21 protein-coding genes are annotated in these 22856 nt (G+C 69.6%); 7 read left to right on the top strand and 14 right to left on the bottom strand.

Translation table 11 applies throughout. The features are described from left to right. Nucleotides 1-553 precede the first annotated feature (553 nt). Nucleotides 554-1402, top strand: coding sequence for an SDR family oxidoreductase (locus tag Q344_RS23455; protein WP_036538479.1), 849 nt, complete (start codon nucleotides 554-556; stop codon nucleotides 1400-1402). A 16-nt stretch (nucleotides 1403-1418) separates the two neighbouring features. Here the strand turns inward: Q344_RS23455 and Q344_RS23450 are convergent, their stop codons facing one another. From Q344_RS23450 to Q344_RS25070, 11 genes are all read right to left on the bottom strand, one after another. After that, a complete protein-coding gene (locus tag Q344_RS23450) occupies nucleotides 1419-1988 on the bottom strand; it encodes a class I SAM-dependent DNA methyltransferase (protein WP_051630396.1) in 570 nt (189 codons plus the stop codon). Then, nucleotides 1985-2710 carry a PIG-L deacetylase family protein gene (locus tag Q344_RS26345; RefSeq protein WP_028286217.1) on the bottom strand — a complete coding sequence of 242 codons (726 nt, stop codon included), beginning with the start codon at nucleotides 2708-2710 and terminating at the stop codon, nucleotides 1985-1987. Before Q344_RS26345 ends, Q344_RS23450 begins: the two co-directional genes overlap by 4 nt. Then, nucleotides 2707-3771 (bottom strand): acyl-CoA dehydrogenase family protein, encoded by a 1065-nt coding sequence (locus tag Q344_RS26340; protein ID WP_051630394.1) that lies wholly within the window; start codon nucleotides 3769-3771, stop codon nucleotides 2707-2709. Before Q344_RS26340 ends, Q344_RS26345 begins: the two co-directional genes overlap by 4 nt. Beyond that, on the bottom strand, nucleotides 3768-4802 hold the full coding sequence (locus Q344_RS23440) for a glycosyltransferase family 2 protein (protein ID WP_051630392.1): 1035 nt from the start codon (nucleotides 4800-4802) through the stop codon (nucleotides 3768-3770). Before Q344_RS23440 ends, Q344_RS26340 begins: the two co-directional genes overlap by 4 nt. Beyond that, the gene (locus Q344_RS0107935; protein WP_028286216.1) at nucleotides 4799-6856 is read right to left on the bottom strand and encodes a catalase; all 2058 of its coding nucleotides are present in this window, start codon (nucleotides 6854-6856) and stop codon (nucleotides 4799-4801) included. Before Q344_RS0107935 ends, Q344_RS23440 begins: the two co-directional genes overlap by 4 nt. Nucleotides 6857-6871: 15 nt before the next feature. Beyond that, entirely contained in the window at nucleotides 6872-7891 is a 1020-nt protein-coding gene (locus tag Q344_RS0107930; RefSeq protein WP_028286215.1) for a glycosyltransferase, read from the bottom strand. Next, nucleotides 7888-8793 (bottom strand): glycosyltransferase family 2 protein, encoded by a 906-nt coding sequence (locus Q344_RS25075; protein ID WP_028286214.1) that lies wholly within the window; start codon nucleotides 8791-8793, stop codon nucleotides 7888-7890. The genes Q344_RS0107930 and Q344_RS25075 overlap by 4 nt, the downstream gene beginning before the upstream one ends. Before the next feature lie 9 nt (nucleotides 8794-8802). Beyond that, nucleotides 8803-10209: a glycosyltransferase family 2 protein gene (locus tag Q344_RS0107920; protein WP_028286213.1), complete on the bottom strand. Its 1407-nt coding sequence runs from the start codon at nucleotides 10207-10209 to the stop codon at nucleotides 8803-8805. A 262-nt stretch (nucleotides 10210-10471) separates the two neighbouring features. Then, nucleotides 10472-11635 carry a DUF3618 domain-containing protein gene (locus Q344_RS0107915; RefSeq protein ID WP_028286212.1) on the bottom strand — a complete coding sequence of 388 codons (1164 nt, stop codon included), beginning with the start codon at nucleotides 11633-11635 and terminating at the stop codon, nucleotides 10472-10474. Next, complete coding sequence (locus Q344_RS0107910; protein ID WP_028286211.1) at nucleotides 11625-12026, bottom strand: phage holin family protein; 402 nt, start codon at nucleotides 12024-12026, stop codon at nucleotides 11625-11627. Before Q344_RS0107910 ends, Q344_RS0107915 begins: the two co-directional genes overlap by 11 nt. Next, nucleotides 12023-12724, bottom strand: coding sequence for a hypothetical protein (locus Q344_RS25070; RefSeq protein WP_051630390.1), 702 nt, complete (start codon nucleotides 12722-12724; stop codon nucleotides 12023-12025). Before Q344_RS25070 ends, Q344_RS0107910 begins: the two co-directional genes overlap by 4 nt. A 906-nt stretch (nucleotides 12725-13630) precedes the next feature. Here Q344_RS25070 and Q344_RS23425 point away from each other — a divergent pair. Both Q344_RS23425 and Q344_RS0107895 read left to right on the top strand, forming a co-directional pair. Next, nucleotides 13631-16399, top strand: a complete 2769-nt coding sequence (locus tag Q344_RS23425) for a Hint domain-containing protein (RefSeq protein WP_051630388.1) — start codon at nucleotides 13631-13633, stop codon at nucleotides 16397-16399. 268 nt (nucleotides 16400-16667) lie between these two features. Beyond that, nucleotides 16668-16982 (top strand): DMT family transporter, encoded by a 315-nt coding sequence (locus Q344_RS0107895; protein WP_028286210.1) that lies wholly within the window; start codon nucleotides 16668-16670, stop codon nucleotides 16980-16982. 13 nt (nucleotides 16983-16995) lie between these two features. On the opposite strand, the gene Q344_RS0107890 is transcribed toward Q344_RS0107895, so the two are convergent. Then, nucleotides 16996-17583: a nucleotidyltransferase family protein gene (locus Q344_RS0107890; RefSeq protein WP_028286209.1), complete on the bottom strand. Its 588-nt coding sequence runs from the start codon at nucleotides 17581-17583 to the stop codon at nucleotides 16996-16998. Further along, complete coding sequence (xth, locus tag Q344_RS0107885) at nucleotides 17580-18362, bottom strand: exodeoxyribonuclease III (protein WP_028286208.1); 783 nt, start codon at nucleotides 18360-18362, stop codon at nucleotides 17580-17582. Before xth ends, Q344_RS0107890 begins: the two co-directional genes overlap by 4 nt. A 355-nt stretch (nucleotides 18363-18717) precedes the next feature. Here xth and Q344_RS23420 point away from each other — a divergent pair, with 355 nt between their 5' ends. From Q344_RS23420 to Q344_RS0107870, 3 genes are all read left to right on the top strand, one after another. After that, entirely contained in the window at nucleotides 18718-19125 is a 408-nt protein-coding gene (locus tag Q344_RS23420; protein ID WP_036538906.1) for a DUF6749 family protein, read from the top strand. Between the two features lie 63 nt (nucleotides 19126-19188). Beyond that, nucleotides 19189-20271, top strand: coding sequence for a DUF6902 family protein (locus Q344_RS0107875; protein WP_028286207.1), 1083 nt, complete (start codon nucleotides 19189-19191; stop codon nucleotides 20269-20271). Next, on the top strand, nucleotides 20268-21182 hold the full coding sequence (locus Q344_RS0107870; RefSeq protein WP_028286206.1) for a DMT family transporter: 915 nt from the start codon (nucleotides 20268-20270) through the stop codon (nucleotides 21180-21182). The genes Q344_RS0107875 and Q344_RS0107870 overlap by 4 nt, the downstream gene beginning before the upstream one ends. Nucleotides 21183-21224: 42 nt before the next feature. Here the strand turns inward: Q344_RS0107870 and Q344_RS0107865 are convergent, their stop codons facing one another. Continuing rightward, nucleotides 21225-21548 carry a HesB/IscA family protein gene (locus tag Q344_RS0107865; RefSeq protein ID WP_028286205.1) on the bottom strand — a complete coding sequence of 108 codons (324 nt, stop codon included), beginning with the start codon at nucleotides 21546-21548 and terminating at the stop codon, nucleotides 21225-21227. A 104-nt stretch (nucleotides 21549-21652) separates the two neighbouring features. Between Q344_RS0107865 and Q344_RS0107860 the strand changes: the two genes are divergently transcribed. Next, on the top strand, nucleotides 21653-22846 hold the full coding sequence (locus Q344_RS0107860; protein ID WP_028286204.1) for a deoxyguanosinetriphosphate triphosphohydrolase: 1194 nt from the start codon (nucleotides 21653-21655) through the stop codon (nucleotides 22844-22846). Nucleotides 22847-22856 lie beyond the last annotated feature (10 nt).

Raw genomic sequence — 22856 nt, 5'->3', positions numbered from 1 at the left:
AGTCTTCCAGATTTGGCCTTTTCCATCTTGGGCGACGAGAAACGCTTCTGCTAGCGCGGTAAACTGGCTTTCAGATCACGTCGCCATCCGGGAACTCCCTCGGGGCTAAACTCAATTAAAAGACGGGTGGAGTCATGAGACGCTGCCCGTCTCGTTTTGACTGACCACCGGGCGCGCCGCGCCGCCGCATTGGAGGACGAGTGACCGCGAAAACTCATGACTCGAAGGATAAGCGTCGCTTTCGCGTGACCTGATGACCGCGAAAATACCCGTTTGGCGCGATATAAATAAAGGAATCTGTAACTTTAGGGGTCGGAGATTCAAAATCCCCCGGCCGTGAGGTCTTGTCGGTTCGAGTCCGACCTTGGGTACCAGGGCTTCCCAGCGATAGCGACGTCCGCTCGCCAGATGCCGGACGCCCCTCGGCCCCGCCCGGCGCGGGGAGACTTTCCGCAATCGCAGGAACATTCGCCCCGCCGGTCCGGTTTTGCGGAAAGACAGCTTGGCGCGCCGTGCCGCGCCGCATCCCTTTTCCAGACCGAAGGACCCAGCGATGACACAGTATTCAGACGACCGCGTGCAGGACCAGCAACCCGGACTGGAGCACGAGATGGACCCCAGGCCCGACTATGCGCCGCGCTATCCCGGTTCGGGCCGGATGGAGGGCAAGGTCGCGCTCATCACCGGCGGCGATTCCGGGATCGGGCGGGCGACGGCGGTGCTCTATGCGCGCGAGGGCGCGCGGGTGGCGATCCTCTACAAGGACGAGGACCGCGATGCGGAGGACACGCTCGAGGCAATCCGGGCCGAGGGGTCCGAGGGGATCGCGATCCGCGGCGACGTCGGCGACCGCGCCCTCTGCCTGAGCGCGGTGGCCGAGACGGTGGAGCGGTTCGGCAAGCTGGACGTGCTGGTCAACAACGCGGCCGAGCAGCACGCGCAGGACCGGTTCGAGGATGTCTCGGAGGACCAGATGGAGGCCACGTTCCGCACCAATATCTTCGGCCAGATGTTCATGGTGCAGGCCGCGTTGCCGCATCTGAAGGAAGGGGCCGCGATCATCGGCGTGACCTCGGTGACGGCCTATCGCGGGCAGGACCTGCTGATCGATTACTCGGCCACCAAGGGGGCGATCCTGTCCTTCGTGCGCGCCATGGCCAGCAAGCTGGCGGATCGGGGGATCCGGGTGAACGGAGTCGCGCCGGGCCCGATCTGGACGCCGCTGATCCCGGCGTCGTTCCCGCCCGACAAGGTCGAGGATTTCGGCAAGAGCAGCACGATGGGGCGCCCCGGCCAGCCGAACGAGGTCGCGCCGTCGCTGCTGTTTCTCGCCTGCGACGACAGCTCGTTCATGACCGGCCACGTGCTGCACCCGGACGGCGGCGCGGCGGTGGCGGATTGATCCGCCCGTCGCGGCCTCAGGGCAGCTCGAAGACCTGCGCCACGTAGCGCGGGTCGCGGCGTTCGCCCAGGGGGCGGGCGCGCCTGCGGCGGGCCAGCGCGCCGGCGAAATGCGCCTGCGCCTCGGCGCCGTCCAGCTCGGTCTCGGTCTCGCCGAGATAGCTCGCCATCAGCACCGTGCCCCCGGGCGAAAGGCTTTCGGCCACGCGGCGGGCCAGCCGGTCCAGCGCATCCGCGTCGAAGAAATAGAGCACTTCGGAAAGCACGATCAGGTCGAAGGTGCCCTCGGGCCAGTCCCCGGGCAGGTGCGCGACACGGAACTCCGCATTCGGAATGTCGCGGGCGCGGGCGCGTTCCACCGCCTGCGCCGCCACGTCCAGCCCGAGGAAGCGCGTGCAGCGCTCGGCCAGCATCGCGCTGAGAACCCCGATCGAACATCCGATCTCGAGCCCGGAGGCGAAGCGTCCTTCGGGCAGCAGGGCGAGGCAGGCGGCGTATTTCTCGGCCTCGTAGCCGCTCGTCTCGTAGTGCCACGGGTCGGGGCTGTCGGCGTAGAGCCGGTCGAAATGGCGGGGATCGGTGCTCATGTCGGGATGAAGATCTCGTCGGTCTCGACGAAATGGCGCGCGAGCTCGGGCGCCATCATGAACCCCTCGGGGTCGTCGTCGATCAGCCGCGTCATCTGCGAGACATGCGCCGCCACGGCCCGGGCCTTGAGGGCGCGCCAGGGCGCGGAGGGGAAGCGGCAGAGCCTGTCGGGCAGGGGCCAGCGGGTTTCCACACGGCCCCAGACCGGGCAGCCGAACAGCGCAATGCCGTGCCGCGCGGAGAGCCAGCGGCCGAGCTCCCAGGTTCTCAGGTGGTCGGGATGCGGGTCGCCGCCCCAGGTCGTCCAGATCGCGGTGACTTCAGAGAGCGGGCCAAGCCGGTCCGAGACGGCGGCGAAGTCCGCCTCGGTCTCGGGCGCGGCGAGGTCGGTGTAGCCCAGCCATGTCATCGCATCCGCCCGCCCGGTGAGGATCTCCACCGCGGCCTCGACCTCGGCGCGGCGCAGCGCCGCGAGCCGTTCGGGCGGGTGGCTGGCCGAGGCGCGGTGCGAGCGGGACCCGTCCGTCACCACCGCGACGCTGACGGCGCGCCCGGAGGCGGCCGCCGCGGCGATGGCGGCGCCGCAGGCCAGCGACTCGTCGTCGGGATGCGGCGCCAGCACGAGGACGCCGCCGGGGCCCGCGATGTCGTCGAGCGTCACCTCGGGGGCGGTTTCGCCTGCGGTGACCAGCGGCGAACGTGCCGTCGCGAGTGCCGTCATGTCGTCCCCCATATCTCGCCGACCGGGGCGGGCGCGTCGCAGATCGCGCGGCCGGTCCGTTCGAGCTTTCCGTCCAGATTGGCCTGCCGCAGGAAGAATCCCAGATCGCGGCGGACCCGTTCGACCGTGGCGCCCGTGGCAAAGGACCGCGTGCCGAGCGCCCGGTCGGCCAGCGCGATGCCGCGCAGGCAGGCCTCCTCCACCTGTTCGCGGGCGGCGAGGGAGAGCGCCACGGCGGTCTCTCCGGCGCCTGTTGCGGCACTGGCCTCGGCGGCGGCCTCGACCATGAGCCGCGCGGCGTGTGTCATGGCCACGAGGCGGGCCAGCCGGTGCAGCTGCGCCTCGCTTGCCTTCGCGATGGCCGCCTGCCGCACCGCCTCGGCGATCGCCTCCAGACCGCCGACGTGCAGCGCGGCATAGCGCCAGACGCCGCCCTCGAAATGCGGCTCGCGCTCGTAATCGCCGGGGGCGCCCAATGGGTCGCCCCTCAGCCCGTCCAGCCGGAAACTGCCCGAGGCGGTGGCCCGCATCCCGCTGGTCTGCCAGCCCGAGGCATCGGCGCGCGCCGGGTCGGTGGCGTCGATCAGCACGAGCTGCGTGCCGCCCTCGGCAGGGACGGTGACGATGGCGGTGCCGACGATCCCCAGTCCCGAGGCGAAGCGCTTGCCGCCCGCCAGCACGAACCGGGCGCTGTCCCGTTCGGCGATGCGGGCGGGGGGATCGCCATCCGCGCCCCAGACGCCGAGCAGGGGGCCGGAGGCACGATGCCGTTCGCGCTGCTCCGCGGTGCCGTAGAGCCGGATCAGGGCGAGCGCGTTCATGTGCCCCTCGGCCAGCCGCCCGACCGAGAGGTTCGCGCGCCCGATGCGGCGCAGCAGGGTGGCCGCGGCGACGGGGGCGTCGGGGCGCGACAGGGCGTCGAGGTGGCCTGTGTCGCGCAGATCCGCCATGTCCTCCGCGAGATCGCGGCGTCCCGCGTCGGCCTCGGCCGCGCGCGCGGCGATCCGCGCCATCACCGCCTCGGTGTCCATGTCGGGCGTGATCTGGGCCAGCCGGGTCATTCTGCCGCCATCCCGGGCGTCGTCGCGCTTTCCAGCGCCTCGACCGCCGCATGCAGGGCCGGCAGTTCGGCCTGCAGCTCGGACAGGCGCATCCGGCGCCGGGCGAGAAGCGGCTCCGCCGCCTCGGCCCGGAGCCACGCAGCGGCGAAGGCGGCGGGATCATGCCTGCAGGCGCTGCGGATCTGGCCCCGGATCCGCGCCCGCAGGAGCGTGGCGCGCGCCGGTTCGAAAAGACCGTCGACCAGCGGGTCGGCCTCGGTCGTGCGACTGCGAAGGGTGTCGGCCATGCCGCCCGTCACCCGGCCCGTCATGCGGCACGAGGTGATGACCCGGGGCGCCGTCGCATGGCGGACACGCCAGCCCCGCGCCTCGGCCCGCGCGGCAAAGGCGCGGTCCTCGCTCGAGGGCAGGGGCGGGAAGCCGCCCACGTCGCGGTAGAGCGCGGGCCGGAAGGCGAGGCTCGCCCCCGCCGCGTTCAGATGCGCGGGCGCGGGATCGTGCGGGACCGGATCGAGCAGCGCCATGGCCCGGCGGGTGAGCGCCTCGTATTCGCCCTCCACCGCGCCGCGCCGGCCGATGATCTCGGGCAGGCGCGCGCCTTCTTCCGGGTCGGGCTCGACCAGGCCGCAGATCAGGTCGGCCCGGCGCAGCTCGGCCAGGTTGGCGCTGATCCAGTCCGGCGCCACGCGCGAATCCGCATCCGTCGTCGCGATCATGCCGTCCGGCGCGACCCGCGAGAGCGCGGCCTGCGCCGCCTGCCGACGGGCCCAGCCGACCCCGCCCTCGGGCGGTTCCGGATGGTCCAGCAGCAGGCCCGGCACGTCGCCGCGCGCGAACCAGTCGCGCGCGAGCCGTAGCGTCGCATCGCGCGAGCCGTTGACGATCAGCACGATGCCGCCGCGCCCGGACACTGCCGCGGCGGCCGCATCGAGGCAGGCGAGGATGCGGTCCTCCTCGTTCCGGGCCGGGATGGTCACGGCGGCCTGCCAGCCGCCCTGACCGCCGAAATCGAAGCGCTCGGTCCCGCTCATGCCAGCCGGTCCCAGAAGCGCAGCCCGGCGCAGGCCTCGACGAAGGACGCCGCACCGCTGTCGTCCAGCGAGAAGACCCCGCCATCGGGCTCTTCCGGCACCGCCTTCGGCCAGAACGCCGCGGCCGCAGGCGCGGTCAGGGCGATGAACTTGCCATGCGCGAAGGCGTCGGCAAGGAAGGTCCGCGCCGGGTGCATCCCGGCCAGCATCGCCGCGCCGTCCTCGCTCGCGAGCACCGCCACCGCGTCGTAGAGGACCGAGGGCGCGCCGTCGATCTTCTCGTCCGCCTCGATCCGGCGACCGCGGTTGGTCTCGACCCCGCCGACCGCCTTGGCGATCACGACGACCTGTGCGCCAGCCTCCGTGGCGGCCTTCTTCAGCGCGTCGAAATGCTTCCCGTCGATGCCGTCCGTGACGAGAATGCCGAGCTTCCGGCCCTCGAACGTCCCGGGCGGCTGCGCAAGGATGCTGAGCGCGGGCGATGGTTCGGTCTCCACCACCGGTTTCGCGGGAGTGGCGGCCTCGGGCATGTCGGTGAGGCCGAGCCCGGTCGCGACCTCCTCGGCCAGACCCGCGTCGATGTTCAGCAGGTGCGACACGACACGCGCCCGGATCTCGGGGATCTCGCATTTCGACAGCTCGAAGACGAGCGCGTTGGCGATATTGGCCTGCTCGATCGCCGTCTGGCTGATGTAGAACTGCCGCGCCTGGCTGTAGTGATCGGCGAAGCTCTCGGCCCGGATGCGCCGCTTGGCGCCGCCCTCTTCCGCCGGGTAGGAGGTGAAGCCCGTCTCGGGGTTCTCCCGCGGGCCGAGCCCGTGGCTGTTCGGCTCGTAATTCGCCCGCCCGACCGGGTTGTGCATCGCCATGTGCCCGTCCTGCTGGAAGTGATGGAACGGGCAGCGCGGCGCGTTGACGGGGATGTGGTTGAAGTTGGGCCCGCCGAGCCGCTTGAGCTGCGTGTCGAGGTAGGAGAAGTTCCGCCCCTGCAGCAGGGGATCGTTGGAATGGTCGATCCCGGGGACGATGTTGCCGGTCTGGAAGGCGACCTGTTCGGTCTCGGCGAAGAAGTTGTCGACCACCCGGTCGAGCACCAGCCGCCCGACGATCCGGACCGGGACGTCCTCTTCGGGGATCAGCTTGGTCGCATCGAGCACGTCGAAGGGGAAGCTGTCGGCGAAGGCGTCGTCGAAGACCTGGACGCCCAGCTCCCACTCCGGGAAGTCGCCCATCTGGATCGCGTCCCAGAGGTCGCGGCGGTGGAAATCGGGATCGGCGCCGTTGATCTTGACGGCCTCGTCCCAGAGCACCGATTGCAGGCCCAGCTTGGGCTTCCAGTGGAACTTCACGAAGGTCGATTTCCCCGCGCCGTCCACCAGCCGGAAGGTGTGCACGCCGAAGCCTTCCATGAAGCGGAAGCTGCGGGGGATGGTGCGGTCGGACATGATCCACATCACCATGTGCATCGATTCGGGCATCAGCGAGATGAAGTCCCAGAAATTGTCATGCGCCGTCTGCGCCTGCGGGAAGCCGCGGTCGGGCTCCTGCTTGGCGGCGTGGATCAGGTCGGGAAACTTCATCGCGTCCTGGATGAAGAAGACCGGGATGTTGTTGCCGACGAGGTCCCAGTTGCCCTCCTTGGTGTAGAACTTCACCGCGAAGCCGCGCACGTCGCGGGCCAGGTCGGCCGAGCCCTTGTTGCCCGCCACGGTCGAGAAGCGGACGAAGACCTCGGTCTTCTCGCCCTTGCGCTGGAAGAGGTCCGCGCGGGTCAGGTCCGAGAGCGGGTCCGTCAGCTCGAAATAGCCGCGTGCGCCGTAGCCGCGGGCATGCACGACCCGCTCGGGGATGCGCTCGTGGTCGAAATGGAAGATCTTCTCGCGGAAGACCTGATCCTCCAGAAGATGCGGCCCCCGGTCGCCGACCTTCAGGGTGTTCTGATCGTCCGAGACGGGCATGCCGACCTGCGTCGTCATCGTCTCGTGCGGGCCGCCCGCGGTCTGGTGGGTCTCTCCGCCGGTTCCGTGGTCGGTGCGGGTGTCGTCCTTGGCCATGGGTCGTTCCTCCTGTCAGCTGGCCCGACGCATGTCGGGGGTGGCATGGGTTGCAGTGTCGGAAAGCAGGTCGCGCCAGGCCGCGATGACGGCGTCGGCGCGGAATTCGGCGCGGCCCGCGACAGGCGGCGGCCGGAGCCGCCAGCGCGCGATGCGGCCCGCGATCTGCCGCGGGTCGGTCGCGTCGATCAATTGCCCGGGATCGCTCGCCACCTCGTCGTTGGCGCCGAGCCCGCGGTGCAGCAGGGCGGGGCAGCCGAGGGCGTTCGCCTCGGCGATCACCAGGCCGAAGGTCTCGACGAAGCGGGTCTGCGGGTAGAAGAGGCAGAGCGCCCGCCGCATCCGCTGGTGCAGCGCCTCGGGCGCGAGCCGGCCGAGGTGCAGCACGCCCGGCGGCGGCGGCCCGGCGTTCCAGCGCAGGTAGCCCGGGTCGGCCACCGCCAGCCGCAGGCCGGGGATCCGCGCGCGCAGGGCCGAAAAGGCGCGATAGACCTCGTCCAGCCCCTTGTGCGGCGACGAGGCGAAGAGCAGCAGGTTCGGGTCGCGCGGGGTGTCGTCCGGGCGCAGCGCCGGGTCGATCGGGTTGGCCACGTGCCGGATGACGGGCTGCGGATGCGGCAGGAAGGCGCGGAGCTGCCGTGCATGGCTGGCCGAGACGCAGACGACCTCGATCCCGGCCGCGTGCAGGGCGCCCGCCATGCCGCGATTGTGCCGGCCGGGCACCACGTGCAGCCACAGCAGGATGCGCGCACCGGGATGGCGGCGGCGCAGGATCAGCGCCACCTTCCACGCGTTGATGACGAGGATCGTCCCGGGCGCCCCCGGCAGGCCGTCGCGCGGCACGACGGGCATGTAGCGCACGCCGTTGACCACGGACGGGGCGCGCCGGGCGCATTGGAAGACCGTCACGCCGCCCAGCCCCTCGGCCACGCGCACAACGGTCGCCTCGGTCCCGCCCAGCCCGGCGAGGCTCTCGCTGCGGCCCGAGTAGGCGTGCGGGGCCAGCGGGTCGACGATGGCGGTCGCGGCGCTCATGCGGCGGCCTCCGGCCGGGGCAGGAGCTCCGACGGAATGGCGAGCGGGCCGGGATTGGTGAGCGCGGCGATCTCGACCCCGGAGAGGTCGATCGGCACCGGGGCGACCTCGCGCGTGGCCAGCCAGTGCTGGACGGTGCCCCAGACGCGGTCCCGGTCGGACCGGCGCCGCGGGCTGTCGTAATCCGTTGCCTGCGCGAGCGTCAGGGAATCCGCGGTCTCGATCTTGGTCAGCAGGATCTCGGGGATCAGCCAGATGACCTCTCCGGCCATGATCAGACGGTTGCGGAATTCGCGGTCCTCCTCGATGCAATCCGCAAAGCCGCCCAGCCGGTCGAATACGGACCGGTGGAAGAGGCCCGAGTTCACATGCGTCCAGTCCCCCGGCACCCCGGCGGACATCTGGAGGTTGGGGAAGAAGTCGTCGACCAGCGACAGGCTGCGCCGGATCTCGACCCGGGCGCCGTCGGGCAGGATGAGCTCGTGATGGGTCAGCACCGCGCCGACCTGCAGCCGCGTCCCCGGCCGCTGGCCCGCGAGGGACCAGTTCAGGCAGGGATGCGCCTCGACGTCGTGGCGCGTCAGCGCGCGGACCTGACGCAGGACCTTGTCGCGGTGCGGGATGTCGTCGGAATCGTGGAAGGTCACCGCCTCGGACCGGCTGAGCGCGATCCCGACGTTCTTGGCCTGCGCCGTGCCGACGTTGCGCCCCAGCCGGAGGCAGGAGACCCGCGGGTGATCCGCGTAGCCCGCCAGCACCGAAGGGGTCGCGTCGGTCGAGGCGTCGTCGACCACCAGCACATGGGTGTCGGCATGGGACTGGCCGAGGGCGGCATCGACGGCCTGCGCGATGCACTGGGCCCGGTTGTAGGTCGGGATGACGATGGTGACGCTCGGCGGCATGGCTGTTCCTTATCCGATGGCGCGTTGACGATAGGTGGCGAGGGCCCGGCACGGGGCGGGGGCACAGGCGAGCGGCAGCGCCAGCAGCGCGGCCCCCGCCTGGGCGAGCGGCGGGCCGGCCGGGTGCAGGAGCATCAGCAGGCCGAGCGCCCCCGGCACCGTCAGTTCGGCGCGCAGCCAGGCGGGCGCGGTCCGCGTTCCGGCGGCCTTCGGAGTGCGCCGGAAGCCGCCGGCGCAGCGCGCCAGCCCGTCCAGCGTGCCGCGGGCCGAGGCGGGCAGCAGGGCGATCCGCGTGGCGATGGCCGAAAGCGTGTCGCCCCGGCGCGCCGGCCCGGCCGCCGCCTGCATGGCGAGCGGCAGGACCGCCCCGAGCAGGATCAGCCCGAGCGCGAGGCCGCAGAAGGCCATGGCGAGCCCGGTGGCCGCATCGGGGCCCGCAACGAGGCCGCGCAGCCAGCCGCCCGTCATGAGCGCCGCGACCGGCAGGCCGAAATTGCCCCAGGCCGTCAGCTGCGCCAGCGTGTGCAGCGCCGTGCGGCGGGGCAGGCCCGAGAGCGCGCGCAGGCAGGCGACGTTGCCCGCCGCCCAGCGATAGCGCTGTTTGGAAAGACCGTCGAAATCCAGCGGCAGCAGGCCCCGCCCGCCGATGCGGGTGTCGAGCCGTCCGTTGAAGCCCGCGCCGCGCAGCCGCAGGCCAAGCTCGGCATCCTCGGTCAGCGTCGCGCCCGACCAGCCGCCGACACGTTCCAGCGCCTGCCGGTCGATCACGCTGAGCGTGCCGGTCAGCAGCATCGCGTTGGCGCCGTCGGCCGCCCGGGCATGGCGGGTGAAGTAATCCGACAGCTCCAGGACCACGCCTCCGGCGTCCTCTCCGTCGCGATAGGCCTGCGGGAACTGCACGAAATCGGGCCCGGCGCCTCCGAGCGCCTGCGCCGCTGCGGCCAGGAAATCGGGCTCGGCGCGGTAGTCGGCGTCGATCACGACGACATGGGTGGCACGCGGATCGGTCAGGCCGAGCGCGATGTTCAGCGCCCCCGCCTTGGCGCCGGTGACGCCCTCCCGGTGGTGGAACCGGAACCGCGGCCCGGCGGCCTTGCACCACGCGGCGACCGGCGTCCAGACCGCGGGGTCGGGGGTGTTGTTGTCGAGCACGATGATCTCGAATCCGGGCGCGCCCCGCTGGTCGCGCAGCGCCGCGAGCGTGTCGCAGACCAGCTCCGGCGGCTCGTCATGGGTGGCGACATGGACCGAGAAGAAGGGAGGCCCGCCGCGGCCGCCAGGGACGGGCGGCGCAGGCGGCAGCGGCATGGCGCCGACGGTCCAGAGGTTCAGCCCCGTGACCACCGTCTGGGCCGCCAGCAGCGCGGCGCCCGCGCAGATCGCCGCAACTGGCAGACCGCCGCCGACGAGGGCCAAACCGGCAACCGGTGCGGTTCGGTGAAGGGCAGCATGCATCTCGGGTGACCTCTTGCGCGACCGGGGGCCGGAGGGGGAATGTGGAGCGGCGTCTCAGGGGTGGGGCGGCAGAGGCGCACAACCTGCGGCTCGAGGTGCCCCGCACTTCGGGCGGCGGTCCCGGTCGGCAAGCCGCCGGGAGGTCCCGCACGCCGGCTGTCGGCAGGCGTGCGGGGGATGTCGGCAGGCGGACCTGCCATCACGTCGTTCGGGGAAACCCCGGTCAGGCGTCGCGGTCCGAGGGTTTGGACTTGGCCTCTTTCTCGGCCGCGGACTTGATCCGCTTTCCGGCCTCGGAGACTTCATCCTTCACCGCATCGGCGACACCGGACGCGGCCGCATCGGCCTCCGCGCCCTTCTCCTCGACGATCTTGCGGGTCTCGTCGAGCGCGGCCCGGCCGACCCTTTCGGCCTTGTCGAGTTCCTCGAGGTAGACCCGTTCGGCCTCGTCCATGAGGTCGTCGGAATATCCGCCGAACAGTTCGTCCTCCTTCCGGGTGGAGGGCAGGGCAGCCGCCAGGGCCGCACCCGCGGCGATCGCCAGCGCACCGGCGATCAGGGGATTGTCCTCGAACATCCCGACCGCGGTCTCCCGGCCGGCCTTCCAGTTGCGGCCGGCGCTTTCCGACATCTTCTGGCGCGCCAGCACCGCGCGGCGGCGGGCGGCGATCACACGCTCCCGCGCCTCGGTGCCGAGCGCCTCCGTCCCGTGGGCCAGCCGCTCGCGCATGCGCCGCGCGCTCTCGGCTCCGGAATGCGCCGCCGCCGCGGCGCCGTCACGCACCGAAGCCGCGCCATCGGCCACACTGGACCCGGCCGCACTCACGCCGCCGGCCACCTTGCCGGCCCCGGACGAGACGCCGCCGGCCACCTTGCCGGCCCCCGACGAGACGCTGCCCGCCGCCGCGCTGGCACCGGATCGCGCCCGGTCCGTCATGGAGGGGCCGTCGTCCGCATCGCCGTCGCCGCCGGGCACGTTCGCCCGCGCGCCGATCGGATAGCCGTAGTATTCCGCGACGTCTTCCTCTTCCTCGATATACCAGTCGGGATAGGCGCCCGCAGCCGAGGGCGGCTGCGTCGGACGGCGCCGGAACGCCGGCTCGGCCGGTGCCCGCGACGTGGCGGGGCGATCGGCGTAGGAGCGGCCGAAGATCATCCAGGCCAGGCCGATCCCCGTGATGGCGAGGCCAACCGGGTTCTGCTTGGCGGATTCGCTGACGGCATGGCCCAGGTCGCCGCCGTGGGTGCGGGCGGTGCGGACCGCCTCGGCCACGAGCGTTTCCGGGCTGAACCGGTCCTGCAGCGTGTTGATCGTGCGGACGAGGTCGGCGCGATCTCGTTCGATCTCGCGCTCGATTTCGTTCGGTGTGCGGTGATCATTCGCCATGGGTCGCAGCTCCTTTCAGGGCATCAGCGTCGCGCTTCACGTTTTCCACCGATCGGGTGGGCGCCAGGCTCGAGAGTTTCAGGTCGGAAATGCCCTTGTGCATCATGGCCCAGGCCACGAGCGCAAAGCCGACACCGACGATCAGGGCGGACCAGGCGGGGTCGAGCCCGAGTTCCGTCAGACCCGCGGCCAGGGCGGCGGCGAGCACGTTCAGCGCGGTGATGAGCAGCACGATGGCCACCACGATCAGCCCGAGGGCCGTCCCGGCGCGGCGCAGGTTCTGGTCCACCTCGGCGCGGGCGAGGTCGATCTCGAGCCGCACGAGCGAGGTGGCGTGCCGCAGCAGGTCGCCCAGCAGTTTGGGAGAGGAGTTCGGATTCACGTCGCTCATGGCTTGGTCCTTTCGGTGGAGGTGCCCGGACGGGTCGGGGACGTACCGGGCGTGGTGCCAGCGGTGCCGCCGGCCGTGGTGCCAGCGGTCCCGCCGGGGGTGCTGCCGGGGCCGGTCGGCGCGCCCGTCGGGCTCTGGCCCGGGGTGCCGGGCGCGGTGGACGTGGGCATCGGGCGCGGTGCGGTCGAGCCGGCGCCGGCCGGCGTGCCTGCCGGGCCGCGGGCCGTCGAACCGGGGGCGGGCGCAGGATCAGGCGCGCCGTGGCCTTCGTCGTGCTCGATCGGGCGCCGGCGCTGCGAGGCCTTCGCAAGCCGCATGCCCGCGAAGCCCAGAAGGGCCGCGCCGCCGAGGAAGGCGGCGGGGTTGCGGCGTCCGAATGTATTCACCTCTTCCAGCAATTCGCCGAGGTCGCGGCCCCGGACATGGCTGGAGAATTCCTCCATCGCGTTCGCGGCCGAGGTCACCAGCTGTTCCTGGGGCGACCCCCGTCGGAGTTTGCCCGAGGCGCTGCGAAGCGCTTCCCCGAACTCGCCCACCTCACCGGCCAGCGTGTCGCGTGTGTCGCCCGCGCGGCGGGAGACCTCTTCTTCCACGTTATCGCGAAAGCTCTGTGCCTCTTCGGATGCGGCGGATTTCGCCTCGTCGGCGGCCTTTCGGGCCTCGTCTGCGGCCGAAGTGCCTTCTCTGTGGTCGGGCATGCCCACCTCCTCATGACAGGAACGTTGAGGGATGATCCAAGAGCCGCCTTGCACACAGGTGCGTAACGGCCATTTGATCGACCCCGGATGCAGCCTAAACCCGTCGTTTACCTTCTTGTTCCAAGGTTAACTTTTCTCACGTCATTAAATTTGAACGGGGGTCAGCCGGCATTGGCCCAAGGCTCGGCGGAATCACGCGCGGCCGTTTCAGGTCAGTTGACCTGCCTTGATTCGGCCAGAATTGGGCGCGGAGGACGCGTCATTGTTCTCGAAAAACGCTCATTGCCGGAAAAAAGCGGGATTGGTTCGTGCCGTAAAACAGATGTTTGCGGCCGCTTCACATTTGTCCCGCCCAATTGTGTCGCGTCGAAATCGGGCGGCATCGTTTCCCTGGGCGAAACTGCTTTGGCGGCCCTCGGTGTCAAAACATTTCAAATGGTCAATATAATAAGGCGATATCTGCCACACACGCCATGCGAGTGTTCACGTACAGGAAACCTGCCTCATCCATAGGTTGTTGAAGTGGGGCCGAATTGTGGCAGATGATGCGCTCTCGTGACCTTACTTTGCCACCTTTTGGTCTTTTTCCGCTTTGTCTGCCGCATTTCCGTCGGTAAACCGATGGTGCCCGACTGGGGGGCGAAGACTGCTGGCCACGGGGGCGGCCATCCGAAGATGAGGCATCCGGAGCGATGCGAGACCTGCCGATCGGTCAGGTGACCTGTTCCAGCCGGAACCGGGCCTGAACACGATTGCCCGAAGGACCCCGTGTCCCGAAGGCCCGGCCGCGCAGAGCCGCTCGACGGTACCTCATCCTGGGAGACAACGATCCGGCGTCGCGGAAGCGGGCCGGGGCCGCAACAACCAAGGAACCGCCGGGTTCTGAAGGCACAAAGGGTAACTGAAATGACGTTCTACTTCAGCAAGTACTTCGGCAAGGGTTCCGACTGTGGTCCTGACGACAAGGATCCGACCGTGAGCGACGGCATTGTCTCCGGCACCACCGGGGCCGACACGATGGGCCAGGGCTATGTGGACAAGGATGGCGACCAGATCGACGGCACCGACGGCGATGACGACACGGTCGATGCCGGGGCGGGCGACGACACGATCCATTCGCTGAACGGCAACGACACGGTCTATGCCGGGTCGGGCGACGACAGCGTGGACGGCGGCGCCGGGAACGACGTCATCTACGGCGACGGCACGCTGGGCACGACCGACGAGGCGCCCCGCGAAGTCTTCGAATGGGACAAGCTGCCCGACCCGAACGGCGCCGATCCGATCGACAACAACGACCCGCTGGGCGGCGTGCTCTCGCAGGACACCGGCAATGTGAACGTCACCTTCGAGACGATCGAGACCAAGCACACCCCGCTGACCCGCTTCGCCACCGACGAACAGAACGTTGACGGCATCGATGCCGGCAACCTGGGTCCGGTCGACACGATGTCCTCGGGTGAATCCCGCATGACCGAGGACCACGAGAAGGCCACCTACAAGTGGAGCTTCGACAAGCCGGTCACCGATGTGTCGTTCCGCATCAACGACATCGACCAGAACTCGAAGATCACGATCCATGCCTTCGATGCCGACGGCCAGCCGACCGAGATCTGCGTCGAGCTCGGCGGGGACATCAACGGCCACGACGTGAACGGCGCGGACGGCAACGTCATGTTCGAAGCCAACGGCCGCGTCGATCTGGACAAGGACGCCGCCTCCACCTCGGCGCTCGTGACCATGCCCGCGAACGTGGCGTATTTCACGATCACGCACGAGCAGAACGGCTGGCACATCTCCGAAGTCAACATCACCGACATCTACTTCACCCCGACCGTCTTCGACGGCGAGGACACCACCCCGGGCAACGACACGCTGCACGGCGGCGAGGGTGACGACGTCATCCATGGCGGCGGTGGCGACGATTCGATCACCGGCGGAGACGGGTCCGATACGGTTCACGGCGACGACGGCGACGACAAGATCGACACCTCCGGCAAGAGCCCGGCCTTCGACAACCCGCTGCCCGTCTTCACCGAGGACGCGGACAAGGAAGACGATCGTGACTACGTCGACGGCGGCGCCGGCAACGACACGATCACCACCGGCGACGACCGCGACACGATCTACGGCGGCGCGGGCGAGGACAGCATCAACGGCGGCATCGACGACGACTGGATCGACGCGGGCGACGGCAACGATTACATCAACGACGATCAGGGCTCCGACACGATCTACGGCGGCGAGGGCAACGACACCATCATCGCCGGCATCGACGTCTTCTCGGATTACGAGGGCGACGATCCGAACGCGGTGCGGCTCGGCTACGGCTCGGACCCGGTCAAGGACGACAACAAGGACTGGGTCGACGGCGGCGCGGGCAACGACGTCATCATGACCGGCGACGATGCCGACACGATCTACGGCGGCACCGGCAACGACACGATCCACGCGGGCATCGACGACGATCTCGTCGAAGGCGGCGAGGGCGACGACGTCATCACCGGCGGCCACGGCTCCGACACGATCCACGGCGGCGCGGGCAACGACCACATCAACGCCGGCGACCCGGACCTTCAGTGGGGCTATGGCGACGACGCCACCGAGGCGCATCCCGACAACGGCCGCGACCTCGTGCACGGCGGCGACGGCAACGACACGATCCTCGGCGAGGACGATGCCGACACGCTCTACGGCGACGCGGGCAATGACGAGCTGCACGGCGGTCTCGACGCCGACGAGCTGTATGGCGGCGAAGGCCACGACAGCATCCAGGGCGACGAGGGCAACGACACGATCGACGGCGGCGCCGGTGTCGACCACCTCGAAGGCGGCGACGACCGCGACCTGTTCCTCGTCGGCAGCGCCGAGGAAGGCGCGGGCGATTATGTCCACGGCAACGCGGGCGGCGACGACTGGGACACGCTGGACCTGAGCGCGGTCGGCAAGGGCAACTTCCGGCTGGTCAACGTCCGTGACGACGACGACGGCGACCGTCCGTCGAACGGGATCGACGGCACCGTCGAATTCCTCGACGGCGAGGGCAAGGTCACCGGCTCGCTCGACTTCTACAACATCGAGCAGATCGTGCCCTGCTTCACCCCCGGCTCGCTGATCGCGACGCCCAAGGGCGAACGCAAGGTCGAGGAGCTCTCGGTCGGCGACCGGATCATCACCCGCGACAACGGCATCCAGGAGATCCGCTGGATGGGTGCGAAGCCGATCGACGGTCGTGTCCTGGCGGCGAACGATCACCTGAAGCCGGTGCTGATCCAGAAGGGTGCGCTCGGCCACGGTCTGCCCGAACGTGACATGCTGGTCTCGCCGAACCACCGGGTCCTGGTGAACAACGAGAAGACGATGCTCTACTTCGAGGAGCGCGAGGTTCTCGTGGCCGCCAAGCACCTGACCGGCCTGCCGGGGGTGGACGTGGTGAACGCGATGCACACCACCTACATCCACTTCATGTTCGACCGCCACGAAGTGGTCCTGTCGGACGGCGCATGGACCGAGAGCTTCCAGCCCGGCGAATTGTCGCTGGAAGGTGTCGGCAACGCGCAGCGGAACGAGATCTACGAACTCTTCCCCGAGCTGAAGACCTCGAACGGCATCCGCGACTACCACGCGGCACGCCGGACGCTGAAGAAACACGAAGCACGGCTTCTGGCCGAGTGATGCAGCGCTGCCGGGTCCTGTCGGACCCGGCGGACCCCCCGGCCAAGACTAGCGGGGGCTGAGCTTGGCCAAGCCTTCAGGGCACGATCCGGAACAGGTCCGGCGCTTTGCGTCCGGGCCGCATCCAGCCGGGTCGTGCCCTGATTGTATTTCGGCAGGACGCTTGCCCGGCACGGCGTGCGGGTCTACCTCTGGCCGAGGTGGACGACCACCCCCGCACCGGGTACAGCACGATCAGGACGGCCTGACATACACGTCGGAGCGCGTCATGCCCTGGGTCTGTCTTCTTCTCGCCGGTCTTCTCGAAATCGTCTGGGCCTTCAGCATGAAACAATCGCAGGGGTTCACGCGGCTGTTTCCCACGGCCATCACCTTCCTCACCATGATCGGCAGTTTCGCCCTGCTCTCCGTCGCGATGCAGCGCCTGCCGCTCGGCACGGCCTACGCGATCTGGACGGGGATCGGCGCGCTCGGCGCGTTTGTCGTGGGGATTGTCGTGCTGGGCGATCCGGTCACGCCGGCCCGTCTGGCCGCCGCGGCGCTGATCCTTGCGGGGCTGGTGCTGATGAAGCTCTCGGCCTGAGCCGCCCTGCGGGTCACTCGGCCCCTTCGCGCCAGGCCGCCCATTCCTCGGGGCTGTCGAGGTCGGTCAGCGCGTGCCGGCCGGGCAGGGGAAAGAGCCGGATCCGCGCGCGATGGCGCACCAGCACCTCGCGCGCGCCGGTATCGCCGGAAAGGCCCGAGAGCTCTTCGAACAGATCGGCGGGGAAGATCACCGGATGGCCGGGCGTGCCATCCTCCGCCGCGCCGCGCAGGATCTCGCCCGGCTCCCAGTGGGCGATCATCGCGGAGATGTCGGCGCCGTCGATCTCGGGCATGTCGCCCGGCAGGATCATCACGCCCCGGGTGCCGGCAGCCAGCGCGGCGACGCCCGCCCGGATCGAGGCGGCCATGCCCTCTGCGGCGTCGCGCACCTGGACGCGGGCGACCGGCATGTCCTTCAGGACCGAGCCGCGGGGATGGGGGAAGGGGGGCAGGGTGACCACGACCGGCTGCCCGGTCCGCAGCGCCCGCGCGGCCTGAAGCGCCAGCAGCGGCTGGCCGCCGACCTCTTCCAGGAGCTTGTCGCCGCCGCGCATCCGCGACGCGGCGCCCGCACCGAGGATCAGGATCGCCAGGCTCACGCGTCGAGCTCCACCCAGACCGGCACGTGGTCCGAGGGCTTGTCGCGGCCACGCACCTCCTTGTCGATGCCGCACTCGACCAGCAGGTCGGCGCATTGCGGCGTCAGCAGGAAATGGTCGATGCGGATGCCGTTGTTCCGTTCCCAGGAATTGCGCTGGTAATCCCAGAAGGAATAATGCCCCGGCCCCTGCACCCGCACGCGGAAGGCGTCGGTGTAACCGAGGTTCAGGATCCGGCGGAACGCCTCGCGCGTCTGCGGCAGGAACAGCGCGTCCTCGACCCAGGCCTCGGGCTTCGCCGCGTCCTCGGCCTGCGGGATGACGTTGTAATCCCCGGCCATCAGCGCCGGTTCCTCGGCTTTCAGCAGCGCCTCGGCCCGCGCCCTGAGCCGCTCCATCCACGCGAGCTTGTAATCGTATTTGGGGCCCGGCGCGGGGTTCCCGTTCGGCAGGTAGAGCCCGCAGACCCGCACCGCCGTCCGTTCGCCCATGACCGTGGCCTCGATCCAGCGGGCCTGTTCGTCCTCGTCGTCGCCGGGCAGGCCGCGGGTCACGTCCTCGAGCGGCAGTTTCGACAGGATCGCCACCCCGTTGAAGCTCTTCTGGCCATGCGTCTCGACGATCCAGCCCAGGTCCTCGAAGACCTCGCGCGGGAAATTCTCGTCCACCGACTTGATCTCCTGCAGCACCACGACATCGGGCTCCGCCTCTTCCAGCCACGCCGGAAGAGCCTCGATCCGGGCCTTGATGCCGTTGATGTTGAATGTCGCGATCTTCATGGGCGCCTCCTGATCCCCGACTCATCCCCGAATCCGTCGGCACAGACAAGGGCAGCCGGAGAATCGTCCTGACGCGCTTCCGCACCCCGATCTTTCGCCACGAGTCACGGGTCCGCGTCAGGCGGGCGAGAGGGACGTATCGCTATGGCGTCAGAAATCCTTCGCGCAAGAGTTGTTTTCAAGCGCGTTAACACATTTTTTGGACACCGGAAAAGCCCCGCAGTTCCAGTGGTTTACCCATCGTGAGCCACGGGCGTTTCGAAATCAACCGGAGGGTCGACCGATAATTCCCGTTTGTGGCCCGCGGGCTCCGTGCCAGCGTTTTGGCATCAACGCAACCTGGAAGGACACGGAAATGACTGCTCTTCGCAAAGCCCGCTTCACCCCCGAAAACCGCGCCAAGGCCGAGGCCAGCCTGCTCGACGGCGACGCGGTCGAGATGTTCTCCTCGGGCTCCGCCCCGGTTGCATCGGGCGAGCTGCTGACCGGCGACGTGACCGGCCTCTTCTCCTCCGGCTCGGCCCCCGCCGCCTCGGCCTCCCTGGTGGGTGATGCGGTCGAGATGTTCTCCTCGGGCAGCGCCCCGAGGGCCACCGCCTCCATCGCAGGTGACGCGGTCGAGATGTTCTCCTCGGGCAGCGCCCCGACGGCCACCGCCTCCATCGCAGGCGATGCGGTCGAGATGTTCTCCTCGGGCTCCGCTCCGGCGAAGAGCGAGCAGATCGAGGGCGACGCGACCCACATGTTCTCGTCGGGCTCGTAAGCCGATCCCAGGTGCGGAGATGGGCGGTCAGGCAAGCGCCCGGTATTCAAGGAGAAACCCGAGATGACCAACGTTGTTCACCTGACCTTCCCCTCCCGCGCCCGGGGCCGGGCCGACCGCCTGGCCGCTCTGACGGCGAGCTTCGCCGCCGACCGCCGCAGCCAGGACGATGTCTTCTGGCTGAAGGAAAACGCCGAGCTGCTGAACATCTTCGAGAGCACCGGCGCCGGGCCCGACGACCGGGCCCTCGCGGCCTATGCCGCCTTCTACGACAAGGTCGAGAAACGCCTCGCCTTCTTCCCGCAATACTACCGCTTCCTGCTCTCGATGACGCTCGATCTCGAGGACCTCGGAATGCCTGGCGACAAGGGAGAGGCGCTCGTCCACTGGGCGTCGCAGCAGGGCCTGGCCGAGGCCGAGATCTCCGACCTCCAGCGCGCCGAGGCCCGCCGCCTGATGTGCCGCCGCGGCTGCGATCTGGCCGACCCGGGTCTGACCGACCGGCTGCTGCACTTCATCGCCCGCCCCGCCACCTTCGCGATGCCGAACAAGAAGGCCGCCTACGAGCTGACCCACACGATCTTCTACCTGACCGAATACGGCCGCCAGCCCTTCGATTTCGGGCCCGAGATCGCGCGCAGCCTGGCCTATGGCGGCACGCTCGCCTACCTCGACCGCAACGCCGACCTGCTGGCCGAGATCTGCGTGGCCCTGCGCTTCGCCGCATGCCCCGTGCCGATGATCTGGGACGAATGGCTGTCCGGGCACACCGCGGGTTTCGTCACCGCGGAAGGCGACCGCGCGGCGCCCGCCCGCGACGATTATCACGAATTCCTCGTCTGCAACTGGTCCCGCGCCCTTGCCGGAGCCGAGAGCTTCGCCGCGCCGCTGCCCTTCGGCCCCATGAGCTTCCATTCCGCCCGGCCCGGCGCCACGCCGCTGCGCCAGATGTCGCAGCTGATGCTCGATCTCGACGACGCGCGCTCGGGCGACTGGCACGTCATGCGCGGCACCGTCGAACATGCGCTCGACGCGGAGGCGCGCGACGTCCTTCAGGAGGCCGAGGCGGCCTGCCCGGATTTCGACGGCTTCTTCGCGGGCTTCGCCCGGGCCGGGCAGGCGATGCCGCTGAGGATGCCGGCATGAGGGCCGCCGTGATCCGAAGCGCCGCGCTGACCGGGACCCTGCTGGTGCTCGTCTACACGCTGCTGATCTCTTCCGCGGATGCGATCACCAAGCTGCTGGCCGGCGGATACGCCGCGCCGCAGCTCTATTTCGTCTCGGGCCTGCTCGTCGTCGGCATGGCGCTGACCGCCGACCGGGTGAAATCCGGGCCCCGGCAGGGGCTCCGCACCAGCTGTCCGCGGGCGATGGCCGTCCGGTCCGTGGCGACCGTCGTCTCGGTCACCTGCTATTTCTACGCCTTCCGCCTTCTGCCCTTCGCGGAGGTCTTCGTCTTCATCGGCCTCGTGCCGCTGCTCGCGGGCCTGCTCTCCGGCCCGATCCTCGGCGAACACGTGCGCGCGCCGGCCTGGTTCGCGCTCGGCGCGGGCTTCGTCGGCGTGCTGTGCCTCTTCCCCGAAGGGCTGCACGGGATCGGCACCGGCCACGCGATCGCCTTCGCGGCCAGCGCCACGGGCACGCTGTCGATGGTGGTGTCGCGCTACATCGGGCGGCACGAGGCGAACACGCTGGCGCAGGTCTTCTACCCGAACCTCTCGCTCGCGCTCGTCATGGGGCTGGCGCTGCCCTTCGTCTGGAAAGCGATGCCGCTCACCGATTTCGGCTGGGCCGTGGCCTATGCGGGCGTGCTCTTCGCGGGCCGCTGGATCCTCGTGATCGCGCTCTCGAAGCTCGCGGCCTACGCGGTGACGCCGCTGATGAACCTGCAGTTCGTCTGGATGGTGATCCTGGGCGCGGTCTTCTTCGGAGAGGTGCCGGGCGGGCACATCTACCTCGGCGTCGCCATCGTCATCGCCTCGGGCACCTATCTCGTCTACGAGCGTATCGCGGCCGACCGGCGGGTCACGCGGCCCGCGGTCATCCCGGCGGAATGACCTTCGCGTGATGCGTGAGGATCGCCCCGCAAGGGGCGGATACTACATGGAAAAGCTGGTGCCGCAACCGCAGGAGCTGGTGGCGTTCGGGTTCTCGATCACGAAACGCGCGCCGATCAGCTCCTCGGTGAAGTCGATGGTCGCGCCGGCCAGGAACGGCAGCGAGACGCTGTCCACCACCACCTTCTGACCCTCGCCCTCGAGCACCAGATCGTCCTCGGCCACCTCGTCGAGCTTGATCTCGTACTGGAAGCCCGAGCAGCCGCCGCCCTCGACGGCCACGCGGAGCGCCTTGCCATCCGCACCCGCTCCGATCTCGGCCAGGCGTTCGAAGGCGCGCGGGGTGACGTTGGGGGGCAGGTTCATCGGGCAGGCTCCTGAAGCGGCGCTTTGCATGTCATGGACCTGCAATATAAGAGCGTCACGAATGAGCGACAAGGAGGGGCGGCGAAGCCCCCGGGGATGTGACGATGCGCGCGACCTATGCAAGCCGGCCGGAAGAGGCGCGGGGACGGCTGGTGCCGGAAGAGGAAAGCACCTTCCGCTCCTGCTTCCAGAGGGACCGGGACCGGATCATCCACGCCTCCGCCTTCCGGCGGCTGAAGCACAAGACGCAGGTCTTCGTGGAACACGAGGGCGATTACTACCGCACCCGGCTGACCCATTCGATCGAGGTGGGGCAGGTGGCCCGGACCGTGGCGGGGGCCCTGGGGCTGGACCTCGAACTCACCGAAGCCGTGGCGCTGGCCCATGACCTCGGCCACCCGCCCTTCGGTCATACGGGCGAGGACGCGCTCGAGGCGCTGATGGCGCCCTACGGCGGGTTCGACCACAACGCGCAGGCGATCCGGATCGTCACCCGTCTGGAGCGTCACTACGCCGAATGGGACGGGCTGAACCTGACCTGGGAAACGCTCGAGGGCATCGCCAAGCACAACGGCCCGGTGACGGAGCCCGTCCCCTATGCGCTGGCCGAATACAACGCGCGCCACGATCTGGAGCTTTCCACCCATGCCTCCGCCGAGGCGCAGGTGGCCGCGCTCTCGGACGACATCGCCTACAACAACCATGACCTGCATGACGGGCTCCGGGCCGAGCTCTTCTCGACCGACGAGCTGGCCGAGCTGCCGATCCTCGATCGCTGCTTCGCCGAGGTCGACCGTCGCTATCCCGGCCTGAACTATTACCGCCGCCGGCACGAGGCGCTCCGGCGCTTCTTCGGGGTGCTGGTCTCGGACGTGATCGACGTCTCCCGCGCCAATCTCCGAGCGCTCGATCCGAAAAGCGTCACGGATGTGCGCCACGCCGGCCGGATGATGGTGCAGTTCTCGCCCGGCATCTGGAAGGACCTGAAGATCATCCGCGAGTTCCTCTTCCACCGCATGTACCGCGCCCCCGAGGTGGTGGCGGTGCGCGAGAAGGTGACCCAGGTGGTGCGCGACCTCTTCCCCTTCTTCATGGCGCACCCGGCGGAACTGCCGAAGCAATGGCGCAAGGACGTGGAGGACATCGCGGGCGACGAGACCGCGCTCGCCCGGATCGTCTGCGATTACATCTCCGGCATGACCGACCGCTTCGCGCTGCAGGAACACGGTCGCCTGATGGGCTTCGACGCGCTCGGCCCCCTGCGCGGGTCCGGCCCGGGGCGCGCGCGGCTGGACTAGGGCGGCAGGC

Origin of the sequence: Pseudooceanicola nanhaiensis DSM 18065 (genome assembly GCF_000688295.1) — a bacterium.
In the GTDB taxonomy this organism is placed as follows: Bacteria; Pseudomonadota; Alphaproteobacteria; order Rhodobacterales; family Rhodobacteraceae; genus Pseudooceanicola; species Pseudooceanicola nanhaiensis.
The sequence above is the reverse complement of the archived record's forward strand: the minus strand, read 5'-3'. Positions and strand labels throughout refer to the sequence as shown.

Excerpts from the sequence above, each read along its gene's own strand:
- Q344_RS23455 (WP_036538479.1), top strand. The coding sequence starts at position 554 with ATGACACAGTATTCAGACGACCGCGTGCAGGACCAGCAACCCGGACTG.
- Q344_RS23450 (WP_051630396.1), bottom strand. The coding sequence starts at position 1,988 with ATGAGCACCGATCCCCGCCATTTCGACCGGCTCTACGCCGACAGCCCC.
- Q344_RS26345 (WP_028286217.1), bottom strand. The coding sequence starts at position 2,710 with ATGACGGCACTCGCGACGGCACGTTCGCCGCTGGTCACCGCAGGCGAA.
- Q344_RS26340 (WP_051630394.1), bottom strand. The coding sequence starts at position 3,771 with ATGACCCGGCTGGCCCAGATCACGCCCGACATGGACACCGAGGCGGTG.
- Q344_RS23440 (WP_051630392.1), bottom strand. The coding sequence starts at position 4,802 with ATGAGCGGGACCGAGCGCTTCGATTTCGGCGGTCAGGGCGGCTGGCAG.
- Q344_RS0107935 (WP_028286216.1), bottom strand. The coding sequence starts at position 6,856 with ATGGCCAAGGACGACACCCGCACCGACCACGGAACCGGCGGAGAGACC.
- Q344_RS0107930 (WP_028286215.1), bottom strand. The coding sequence starts at position 7,891 with ATGAGCGCCGCGACCGCCATCGTCGACCCGCTGGCCCCGCACGCCTAC.
- Q344_RS25075 (WP_028286214.1), bottom strand. The coding sequence starts at position 8,793 with ATGCCGCCGAGCGTCACCATCGTCATCCCGACCTACAACCGGGCCCAG.
- Q344_RS0107915 (WP_028286212.1), bottom strand. The coding sequence starts at position 11,635 with ATGGCGAATGATCACCGCACACCGAACGAAATCGAGCGCGAGATCGAA.
- Q344_RS0107910 (WP_028286211.1), bottom strand. The coding sequence starts at position 12,026 with ATGAGCGACGTGAATCCGAACTCCTCTCCCAAACTGCTGGGCGACCTG.
- Q344_RS25070 (WP_051630390.1), bottom strand. The coding sequence starts at position 12,724 with ATGCCCGACCACAGAGAAGGCACTTCGGCCGCAGACGAGGCCCGAAAG.
- Q344_RS23425 (WP_051630388.1), top strand. The coding sequence starts at position 13,631 with ATGACGTTCTACTTCAGCAAGTACTTCGGCAAGGGTTCCGACTGTGGT.
- Q344_RS0107895 (WP_028286210.1), top strand. The coding sequence starts at position 16,668 with ATGCCCTGGGTCTGTCTTCTTCTCGCCGGTCTTCTCGAAATCGTCTGG.
- xth (WP_028286208.1), bottom strand. The coding sequence starts at position 18,362 with ATGAAGATCGCGACATTCAACATCAACGGCATCAAGGCCCGGATCGAG.
- Q344_RS23420 (WP_036538906.1), top strand. The coding sequence starts at position 18,718 with ATGACTGCTCTTCGCAAAGCCCGCTTCACCCCCGAAAACCGCGCCAAG.
- Q344_RS0107875 (WP_028286207.1), top strand. The coding sequence starts at position 19,189 with ATGACCAACGTTGTTCACCTGACCTTCCCCTCCCGCGCCCGGGGCCGG.
- Q344_RS0107870 (WP_028286206.1), top strand. The coding sequence starts at position 20,268 with ATGAGGGCCGCCGTGATCCGAAGCGCCGCGCTGACCGGGACCCTGCTG.
- Q344_RS0107865 (WP_028286205.1), bottom strand. The coding sequence starts at position 21,548 with ATGAACCTGCCCCCCAACGTCACCCCGCGCGCCTTCGAACGCCTGGCC.
- Q344_RS0107860 (WP_028286204.1), top strand. The coding sequence starts at position 21,653 with ATGCGCGCGACCTATGCAAGCCGGCCGGAAGAGGCGCGGGGACGGCTG.